Origin of the sequence: Hansschlegelia zhihuaiae (genome assembly GCF_004103825.1) — a bacterium.
GTDB classification, from domain to species: Bacteria; Pseudomonadota; Alphaproteobacteria; order Rhizobiales; family Methylopilaceae; genus Methylopila; species Methylopila zhihuaiae.
The window spans coordinates 104435-114094 of record NZ_RYFI01000007.1; the positions used below are offsets into that span (position 1 = coordinate 104435).

Annotated in this window: 10 protein-coding genes; 2 read left to right on the forward strand and 8 right to left on the reverse strand. The window is 68.5% G+C overall.

All coding sequences use genetic code 11. The annotated features are described in order from the left end of the window. The 8 genes from EK403_RS08965 to EK403_RS09000 form a co-directional block, all read right to left on the reverse strand. Positions 1–1006 (reverse strand): vWA domain-containing protein (locus EK403_RS08965; protein WP_164919548.1); only part of this gene is annotated, 1006 nt, incomplete at its 3' end. Next, positions 1003–1908 (reverse strand): hypothetical protein, encoded by a 906-nt coding sequence (locus tag EK403_RS08970; RefSeq protein WP_245479598.1) that lies wholly within the window; start codon positions 1906–1908, stop codon positions 1003–1005. The genes EK403_RS08965 and EK403_RS08970, both read right to left, overlap by 4 nt. Before the next feature lie 35 nt (positions 1909–1943). Further along, the gene (locus tag EK403_RS08975) at positions 1944–2822 is read right to left on the reverse strand and encodes a DUF58 domain-containing protein (protein WP_128777157.1); all 879 of its coding nucleotides are present in this window, start codon (positions 2820–2822) and stop codon (positions 1944–1946) included. After that, on the reverse strand, positions 2819–3892 hold the full coding sequence (locus EK403_RS08980) for an AAA family ATPase (RefSeq protein WP_128777158.1): 1074 nt from the start codon (positions 3890–3892) through the stop codon (positions 2819–2821). The genes EK403_RS08975 and EK403_RS08980 overlap by 4 nt, the downstream gene beginning before the upstream one ends. Positions 3893–4112: 220 nt before the next feature. After that, on the reverse strand, positions 4113–4421 hold the full coding sequence (locus EK403_RS08985; RefSeq protein WP_128777159.1) for a methanol dehydrogenase: 309 nt from the start codon (positions 4419–4421) through the stop codon (positions 4113–4115). A 96-nt stretch (positions 4422–4517) separates the two neighbouring features. Continuing rightward, the gene (moxG, locus tag EK403_RS08990) at positions 4518–5093 is read right to left on the reverse strand and encodes a cytochrome c(L), periplasmic (protein ID WP_128777160.1); all 576 of its coding nucleotides are present in this window, start codon (positions 5091–5093) and stop codon (positions 4518–4520) included. Between the two features lie 47 nt (positions 5094–5140). Beyond that, positions 5141–5986 carry a methanol oxidation system protein MoxJ gene (gene moxJ, locus EK403_RS08995; protein WP_128777161.1) on the reverse strand — a complete coding sequence of 282 codons (846 nt, stop codon included), beginning with the start codon at positions 5984–5986 and terminating at the stop codon, positions 5141–5143. Between the two features lie 159 nt (positions 5987–6145). Further along, a complete protein-coding gene (locus EK403_RS09000; protein WP_128777162.1) occupies positions 6146–8038 on the reverse strand; it encodes a methanol/ethanol family PQQ-dependent dehydrogenase in 1893 nt (630 codons plus the stop codon). 378 nt (positions 8039–8416) lie between these two features. Here EK403_RS09000 and EK403_RS09005 point away from each other — a divergent pair, with 378 nt between their 5' ends. Next, positions 8417–8992, forward strand: coding sequence for a hypothetical protein (locus tag EK403_RS09005; protein ID WP_245479599.1), 576 nt, complete (start codon positions 8417–8419; stop codon positions 8990–8992). Between the two features lie 83 nt (positions 8993–9075). Next, positions 9076–9660: LapD/MoxY N-terminal periplasmic domain-containing protein (locus EK403_RS23070; RefSeq protein WP_280986569.1), on the forward strand; the 585-nt coding region annotated here is incomplete at its 3' end.

The window sequence follows — 9660 nt, forward strand, 5'->3', positions numbered from 1 at the left end:
CGCCTCCCAGACTCTCGCCCTCCTCCAGCCGCCGTTCCATCAGCTTGGCGGCGAGCAGCAGTGCGGAGGCGAGCGCCGCGAGCAGGTAGCACAGCCAGTCGAGGTCCTGGCGCGGGATCGTCTCCTTGAAGGTCGTCGGCCGCTGCTCGAGCTGGTCGATTTCGCGGATCGCCGCCGAGACGTCGGACGCGCCCCGCGCCTCGAAGGCGCGGTAGGGCAGTCCGAGGCTCTTCAGGAAGATGTCGAGATGGCGCTCGGGATAGACCTGCGGAATGTCGGGCTCGCCGGGCGGCGGCTTGTCGGAGATGCCTTTCGACCCCTGCGTCCTGAGAAAAAGCCAATAGAGCCGCACCGGGTCCCGCCTCGCCGCGTCGCGCAGCGCGTCCTGCACCCGCCGGTCGATCACGGCAGCGCCGTCCGAGACCAGGACGAGGGCGCGCGAGGTCTCGCTCGAAGCGTCGTCGAACATCGAGAAGGCGAGCGCGAGGCCGCGGCCGACGTCGGTGTGCGCGAGCCCCGGACGGTCGATCGCCGCGATCGCCGCGCGGACCGCCTCGTGGTGGTCGGTCATCGGCACGATCGGCATCGGCGCGGTGGAGAAGGCCGCGACCGCGATGCGGTCGGCCGGGCGCCGGGCGGCGAAGTCCGTCAGCAGGCGGCGAGCCGCGACCGACTTCGATTCCTCGCGTCCCTCGGGCGAGCGGTTGGCGAAGGTCGAGTCCATGCTCGACGAGCGGTCGAGAAGCAGCACAATGTTGGCGCCCACGCCGCGCCGCTCGATGACCTGGTCGCGGCGGTGCAGCCCGGACAGGCCGAGCACGAGCCCGGCGATCGCCAGCGCCCCAAGGACCGACAGGCCGACGCCGATCGCGGTCGAGAGCGGATCGTCGGGCACGACCTCGTCCGAGGGCATCGAAGAGAGCCGCAGCGGCGAGGCCAGGAAGGGCAGCGCCGCGAGCGCGAGCAGGACGAGCAGCCACGGGTGATCGAAGCCGAGCGCGCTCACGAGGTGCGCTCCGCCGCCGCGAGGCTGCGCGACAGCGCGAGGAGCTCGTCGGCCGGCATGCGGGAAACCGCCGGCGCGGCGCCGAAGAACGCCTGCCGGGACGCTTCGAAGAACTGCCGGATGCGCGGCTCCAGCCGCAGGAACGAGGGTCGGCCGGCGAGGAAGGCTGAAAGATCCTCGCCGAGCAGCCGCCTGCCCGCGGCGGCGTCGAAGGCGCGGTGCAGCGAGAGCGCCGCGTTCCGCCAGCCCTCGTCGCCGGCTTTCGCCTGCCGCGCCACGGCGCGCGCGGCGCTCGCGAACGGTCGCGACGGCCGGCGGTGGAAGGGCGGCCAGGCGCGGCTCCAGGCAAGCAGCGCGAGCGCCAGCAGCGTCGCGCCGCCGGCGGCCCCGGCGGCGATCTCGGCGTCACGCAGCGATTTCCGGATCGGCAGGGCGTCGGGACGCAGCCCGTAGGCCGAGGCGGCGCCCGCCGTCGCGGCGATCGGCCTGAGCGGCGAGGTGATGAAGCTCCAGCTCGCGCCGTCCGCCTCGGCGCGCCCGCCCTTGCCGTCGGTCACGACGAGCTTGAGCGACGGGACAGTCTGCTCGATCGCCTCGAGCGGCGCATAGAACGTCTGGTATTCGGCCGCGATCTCGTAGCGCGTCGCGCCGCCTGGGGTCGTGCTTTCACGGATCGTGATCGATCGGAGGTCAAGCCAGTAGGTGACGGGTCCGGGCTTCGGCAGCGCGGAGGCGTCGAGCTTGAAGGGCGCCGCGACGTCGACGCGGGTGCGTAGCGTGAAGACGTCGCCGAGCAGCAGGCCGAACGGATGCGGCGCCGACATCGAGCGGTCGAGGATCTGGGCGGCGGCCGGAGCGGCGGAGGCGAGCAACACGACAGCCGCCGCCAAATAGCGGGCCAAGGAAGGTCGGCTTCGCGGAGCGAAGGCCCGTGTCATCACCCGCCTCCCGACAGCAGATGATCCACGAAGGCGTCCGGGTCGAAACGATCCACGAGGTCGAAGGCCGGCCGGCCGTAGCGGCGGAAGACGCGGTCGAGCGCAGCGCGACGTTCGCGGGCGTGGACGAGCCAGGCCTCGCGCAGCGACCGGCGCATTAGGATGACCCGGCGACGTCCAGTCTCGAGATCCCGCGTCTCCACCAGCCCGAAGCGCGGCAGCCGCGTCTCGACGGCGCTCGACCGCACCACGATCGGGGCGACGTCGTGCCGCCAGAGGCGGCTCAGCAGTTCCTCGACGTCCGCAATGGGCATCAGGAAATCCGAGACGACGAAGACCAGCGCGCGCCGTTGAGGAAGTTCGTCCAGCATCTCGATGAGGCCGGCGACGCCACGGCCGTCGCCGATCTCGCCCGAGGTGCGCCGCCAGATCTCGTCCGGCAGCCCCGCGCGACGGGTTGCGCGCATCGCGAGATCCTGCCGCGGCTTCGGACCGGCGGCGAGCATCCCGAAGCGGTCCTGGCTCCGGATCGCGGCATGCGCGATCGCGGAGCAGAGGTCCGCGATCGGGTCGCGGTCGCCCCCCGCGCGGCCGAACGCCATTGAGCCGGACAAATCGAGGACGACGAAGACGTCGATCCGCGCGCGGTTCTCGAAACGGCGGACCTTCAGCCCCCCAAACGGGTCGGTGATCGAGGCGCGGACGTCGATGCGCCGCGCGTCCGGGACCTCCAGGATGGAGCCGTGACGCAGGAAGGCGCCGTTGAGCCCTGTTCCGACGGCTCGATGCAGCCCGGGCGCGACGCCCCTGGCCCGTCCGAAGAGGCGATAAGGAAGATCGATCCGCTGCGGGCCGCTTCCGGCCGCCGCCTCGGTCACGGAGCCGGCACCTTGTCGAACACCTGTCCGCAGAGCGCGCGTACGATCCGCTCGCGGCGCGGCTCGTAGATCGGGTCGAGGAAGATGCGGTGCGCCATCACGGGGGCGAACACCGCCCGCACATCCTCGGGCAGCACCATATCACGGCCCTCGAGCCAGGCCCGGACCCGGGCCGAGCGCACCAGAGCGCCGACGCCGCGAGGGCTGCCGCCGCCGAGGATCAGCCGGTCCATGTCGACGCCCTCGATCGAGACGCCGACGCTCGCGGGCGCGCGCAGCGCGTCCCAGAGACCGAGCACGTAGCGTTCGAGCGTCAGGCTGGTCGTGACCGAGGACTGGATCGCGCGCCCGACTTCGTTCAGACCGCGATGGTCGATGACGCCTTCGCGCAAATCGCCGATCAGGCGGTCGACGTCGTGGAAGCGCGGATCGAAGACGAGTTCGCGACGGACCTCCGCGTCGTGCGGAGTCTCGACGCCGATCTCCATGATGAAGCGGTCGCGGGCCGCGGCCGGCAGCTCGAAGGTTTCTTCCTTCTCCACCCGGTTGCGGTCGGCGAACACCACGAGATGGGGGAACGACCAGTCCTTGCCGAAGGCCGAGACGGTCCGCTCGGCCATCAGCCTGAGCAGCAACGAATGCACCTGCGGCCGGGCGCGGTTGATCTCGTTGAAGAAGAACACGGCGAGGTCTTCGCCGTGGCGCAGCGCCGGGCCGGGGTCGACCCGCGGCTTGCCGGCGTCGTCGATATAGGCCGCATAGAGCATGTCGGTCGGCATCAGATCGACTGTGCCCTCGACGCGCTCGAACGGGCCGCCGAGCGCCCGGGTGACCGCCCGCAGGATCGTGGTCTTGCCGACGCCGACGTCGCCCTCGAGCAGGACATGGCCGCGCGCGAACAGCGCGATGGTCAGCAGCCGCAGCACATGCGGCTGGCCGACCACGGCGCGCCCGATCTCCGCCTCGAAGGCGAGCGCCTGGCTGCGCCATGCGTCGAGCGACAGGTTGGACGACGTGTCGGCGGCGCCCTCGCCATGGGGACGCCGTCCAGCGATCGAGGTTGTCGCCATCAGATCTCGCCTTGCTCGCGAACCTAAAAGGCGGCCGCCGCGCCCGGACGTTCGGCTTGGGAACAGTCCGAACGCTGGCGGCCGTCAGGTGCGCGTCGTCATCCCGTGGGGCGGCCGGAAGATGCCCGTCCCGACGACGAGAGGGAGCGGCCCAACTGAATGCGCGGACCGCCAGGGGATAGTGAACGGCCGCCGGTCGCCCCCGGCGGCCGGGACCGGTTCAGTCCGAGATCTTCGAGACGTCGTACTGGAACCTGCCGGTCTTGGAGAAATTGTCGGCGCGTTTCTTGTTGCGCTCCTCCATCTGCTTGATGGAGTCAGACTGCTTGCTGACCTGCTTCGGGTCGTGCTTCGGGTCGTACTTGGAGCCGGCGATCTTCGACTTTTCGGGATAGCCGGGCTTCGCCTCCCAGCACACCCCCGGCTCCTTGCAGTTGGTGCCGTCATAGGCGAGCGCGGGAGCGGACGCGAAGGCGGCCGTCAGGGCGGCTGCGGCGGCGACGCCGGCGATGCGAGACGTGATGTTCATTTTGCGTTCCCTCGTTCTCGAGTCTTCTCTTCGTCCTGCAGTCGTCTGGACGCGGGCATGCCGCGCCAGTCCCGCGCCGGCGCTCCGGCGCAGATCTCAGCCGCCCATCTTGCATTCCTGCGGGGCGTCTGCGCCGGGCTTGGGAGCCGGCGTGTTGTCGTATTTCTTCAGCGTCTTGCGGGCATCCGCCTCGAGCCATTCGGCCTTTTCAGGATCGCCGATGTAGAGATGGCGGACCCACGCCATCGCCAGCAGCATCTCCTGGACGTTCACCGAGTTGTACATCGGCCCCATCTGGCCGCTCGCGCCGCCGAAGATGGTCTCGAACATGCCCTTGTCGGTCGCGTTCTGCGGATAGGTCCAGTAATCGTCGTTGAGGCCGGGGCCGATCTTGCCTTCGGCGAGATGACCGTGGCAGCCCGAACACGCGCCGTTGAACAGTTCCTCGCCTTTCGCGAAGCAGTCCTGCTTGCCGACATAGGGGTTCTTGCCCGACTGCATGAACTCCTTGAACGCAGCCGAATCCTTGCCCTCCGGCGGAGCGTCGTCGAGATTGAGCGGCTCCCCCGACACCGTGTTGTTGAGCGCGATGTCGGCCATCGCGGGCGGCGACATGACAAGCGCGACGGAGAGGCAGGCCAGAGCGGCGGTCAGGCGTAAGCTATTGGGCATCAGAACTCGCTTCGATTGCATGGACGGGAGAGACGGCCGCGGCGCCGTCAGGCGTTCGGCGGCAGCGTCGGCACCCCCTCGTCGGCGAGCGCGCGATCGATCTCGGGCTTCGCCTTCTCGATCGCTTCGTCGAGCGCCTTCGCAAGCGCCTCGTCGTCCTTGCGGACGCCGATCGCCTGGTCGAAATGCAGCGGAATTTTCGCGCTCGAGCCGGGCTGGAAGTCGTCGTCGATCATCGACATCCTGAGCGGCGTCGAGGACGCCTTGACGTAGCGGGCGACGTCCGACGCGAAGGCGATCGCGGCGTCGGCGTCGCCATTCGCGACCTCGCTCACCAAGCGGTCGGCCGCGACCTGGGTGTATTTGTTGCGCTTGTCCTCGAAATTCACGAGCGACAGGCCGTAGGAGACGTTCTCCTCGTATTTGCCGGCCGCCTTCAGGATCAGCTCGGCGGGCGTCTGGAAGCGCACGGCGAACCTGGTCGCGTCGGTGGCCTCGACGTCCCTCCAGCTGTGGCCGAGCTTCGGGCCGTCCTGCTTGGTCACGTAGACGTAGCCGGTGCGGAAATAGGGCCGCGTGGCGCGCACCCGCTCGTCGTCGGCGTCGACGCCGAACACGACGTCGCAGAGCTTCTTGTCGAGACCGTCGCGCACGAGATAGATCGCGGCCCGGTCGGACCAGACGAACTCGATCTCGCGGCCCATCGCCTTGGCGACGATCTCGGCGATCCGGTTCTCGAGGCCGTCGCCCTTCGCGGTCGAATAGGGCGCCTCGATTTTGGAGGCGCAGACACGGAGCTTCTCGGCTGCGGCGGCGCCGTCTGCGGCCGTCAGGCCGGCGGCCAGGGCGGCGGCTCCAAGCAGCGCTCGGCGCGCGGTCGAACTCATCTTCATGGGTTTCGTCTCCCGTGAGGCCGCGGCGGCTTCTCGTCCGGTCATGCGACCGGCGGGCCGTCCGTTCGGCGTCGAACCCGAAGTCGTTGTCTTGGAAGCGCTCCCGCCGGCCAGCGTCGGTCGGCGGGAGCCGTAGTCAGGGGTTCAGACGGTCGGGCGTCAGCCGCCCTTGCCGGTCCACTCGCCGACGTTCACGTCGTCGTAGGGGTTCTTGCCGTTGAGCGAGAACACCTGCACGCCGCCGCCCATCTGGGTGTAGTTGGCGAGGTTCTTGAACGCGCCGACCGCGCCGAGACCGGCCGTCGGGTCGTTGAGGTCGAACACCAGGCCGACGCCCGGCCAGCCGCCCACGCCGTAGTAGATCGCGACGTACTGCACGCCCTTGTGCGTGTAGGTCATCGGATGACCGATCACGCCGGACGGCAGGCGATACTTCCACAGCAGGTCGCCGGTGCGGGTGTCGCGGGCTTTGATGAAGCCGTCGAGCGTTCCGTAGAACACCAGGTTTCCGGCCGTGGCGAGCGTGCCGCCCCACACCGAGAACCGCTCCATCTTCTCCCAGTCGTACTTATTGTTGATCGCGTCATACGACTTGATCTGGCCGAGACCCTCGTAGTTCTGACGGTCGCCCTTCGGCCCGGGATACATCCACAGCGTCGCGCCGACGAAGAACTGACCGGCGCGGTAGGGGAGCATGAAAGGCTCCCAATCCATGCAGATGTGGTTGATGCCCATGTAGAAGCGCTGCTTCTCAGGGTCGTACGAGTCGTGGCCCTGGTTGTGGTAGCCCATCGCCGACGGGCAGATTTCCGTCGCCTTGTGGTCCATCCGGGTCGCGAATTCTGGGTCGCGGATCGGCACGCCGGTCTTCAGGTCGACCTGCTTCACCCAGTTGACGGTGTCGTCCAGCTTGTCGGCGGAGACGAGCGTGCCGTCGGTGCGGTCGAGCGTGTAGACGATGCCGTTGCGGTCCGGATGGGTCAGCAGCTTGCGCAGCTTGCCCTGCTTGTCCTTCTGCTCCGACAGCATCATCACGTTGACGCCGGCGTAGTCCCATTCGTCATGCGGCGTCTTCTGGTAGCCGAACTTGGCCTCACCGGTGTCGATGTCGCGGCCCCAGATCGTCATCGTCCACTTGTTGTCGCCCGGACGCATCGTCTCGTTCCACGGCGCCGGATTGCCCGAGCCGTAGTAGAAGAGGTTCGTGTCCGGGTCGAACGCGTACCAGCCCCAGTTGGTGCCGCCGCCGATCTTCCAGGCGTCGCCTTCCCAGGTCTTCGACGTGCCGAGGTTGAACTGGCCGTAGTGCTTGTTCGCCATGTTGAAGTCTTTGGCGAGCTTCAGCTCCTCGTCCGGGCCGGTGGCGTAGGCGCGCCACTTCTGGGCGCCGGTCTTGACGTCGTAGGCGGTGACGTAGCCGCGCACGCCGAGCTCCGCGCCCGACGAGCCGACCAGCACCGTGTCCTTGATGACGTAAGGCGCGATGGTGAGGGTGGAGCCGACCTTGATGTCGGAGTTCTCCATCTTCCAGAATTCCGCGCCCGTGTCGGCGTTGACCGCCACGATGTGGCCGTCGAGCTGGGTCTTGAGGATCAGCGACGGGGTCTTGCCGTCGCCCGGCCAGTAGGCGAGGCCGCGGTTGACGACGTCGCAGCACGCGACCGCGCGGGCGGTGGGCGCCTGCTTGGGCTTGTGCTGCCAGAGGATCTTGCCCGGCTCGTTGAGGTCGAGCGCGAAGGTCGGGTTCGGGAACGCCCCGTGCACGTACATCTTGTCGCCGATCACGAGCGGCGTGCCCTCGTGGCCGTGCAGCACGCCGGTCGAGAACGCCCAGGCCGGCTTGAGGGTCTTTACGTTTTCGGCGTTGATCTGCGTCGCCTTGGAGTAGTTCTGCGCCTTGTAGGTCTTGCCGGTCATCGGCCAGTTTTCTTCGCTGTTCGACAGCTCGACGAGCTTGTCGTTGGCGAAGGCGGGGAGAGCCGCTCCCGCCACGCCGATCGCCGCGGCGGCCGTCAGCGTGAACGCCGAGACGGACGTTCGAAGTTTTGTCATCTGAAACCCCTTGCGTTTCCCAGTCTTCTTCTGCGGCGCCGGTCCGATTGGGGCGGACCTCCGGGCGCTCTGCGACGCGCGATCCCGAGGCGTCAGGTCGCGAGGTTTTTCTTTGCGCCGTACGGGCTTATTGCGTTTCGCAGTGGCGGGACTGTTGACGATTGGGTCGATGCTGTCTTGATACAAAGTGGAAAAAAGGGTCGGGAACTTTTGGCATGGCGGCTGCCTGCCGACAGCAGTATAGTGTCGGCATCCTGCGATCTAAGAAAAACGTAACAAACTCAAAATGCTAACAGGATGTTGGCGATGCCGGGACCACATGGCAGTCCGCGCCGCCTGCTCCTGACGCGAGAAGGTGATGCAGGGGGATGGCGTAACTTGATAAATATAAAGTCGGTATCGGGGTCGAAGCGGGCTTCATTCTTTCAATATTCCCTTATTAAAAGGTCGGCGACCCTCGCGTTCTGCTTCCTCTTCCTGACGGCCTGCGACGAGCCCGCCCCGCAAGAGAAGCCCGCGGCGTCCGCGCCGGCGAAGTCCGAGGTCTTCACGGCCGCAGGGCGGAGCTGGATCGACATCAAGGACAACATCTCGCCGGCCGTGTGGCTCGCGAGCCGGGAGGCGGGCCATGACGTCGCCCCCAACGACCCCGCCGCCGTCTCGCTGCGCGCATTGCTCGACGACGCCGACGCCCGCTTCACCGAAAGTCCGCGGATGATCGCCAACCGCGCGGTCCAGGTGCAGGCCATGCTCGCGGAGCGCGGCGTCAAGGAGAGCGCGCGGGAGGTGATCGAAGGGCTGGTGTCGATCGGCCATGTCGGCGAACGCGCGGGCTTCGGCGAGACCTGCCAGCATTACGTCAACGCGCGCGCCGCCAGCGGCTCGCGCGTGGCTGCGCTCGAAGCGCTGCGCCGCCAACCCCTTCCGCCGCCATCCGGAAGCGAAGAACGGTGACCGCGATGACCGCACGCGGGCTGCGTCACCCATTCGAACGCGCGCGCGCCAGGACCGGGTCGGTGCGCGGCGGGTCGCTTCGGATGCGGATCCTGCTCCTGCTCGCGGCCGTCAATCTGGCCTGCGCGGGGGCCGCGGCGGTCGTGACCGTGCTGAACGCCCGCGAGGCGACCCGGGTCGAGATCGCATCCTCGCTCGACACGGCCGGGCGGCTCGTTCGGGAGACCGTCACGCGGCTCGAGCGCGACGTTGGACGGCTGCGCGCGATCGCGGACCTGCAGGCGACGCTGCCGGCGGTCCGCCATGCCCGGATCGTGGTCAAGAATCCGGAGGGCGTCGCGGTCGGCCTGCGCGAGGCCGGCGCCCGCCACGACGAGCAATCGCGCGAGGGCGTGCCGCGATGGTTCACGGCCCTCATCGAGCCGACCCCCTCGTCGGTCTCGATCCCGGTGACGATCAGGGGCGAGCCTGCGGGGTCGGTCGTGGTCTATGGCGACGCCTCCGACGAGATCGCCGAGGTCTGGGAGGACCTCGTTTCGCTCGCCATCCTGTTCGTCGTTCTCAACGGCCTGGCGCTCGGCGTCTTCGCCGTGCTGCTCGGCCGCGTGCTCGCCCCGCTCGCGAAACTCGCGGATGGCATGACCGACCTCAGGGTCGGCCGCCTCGAC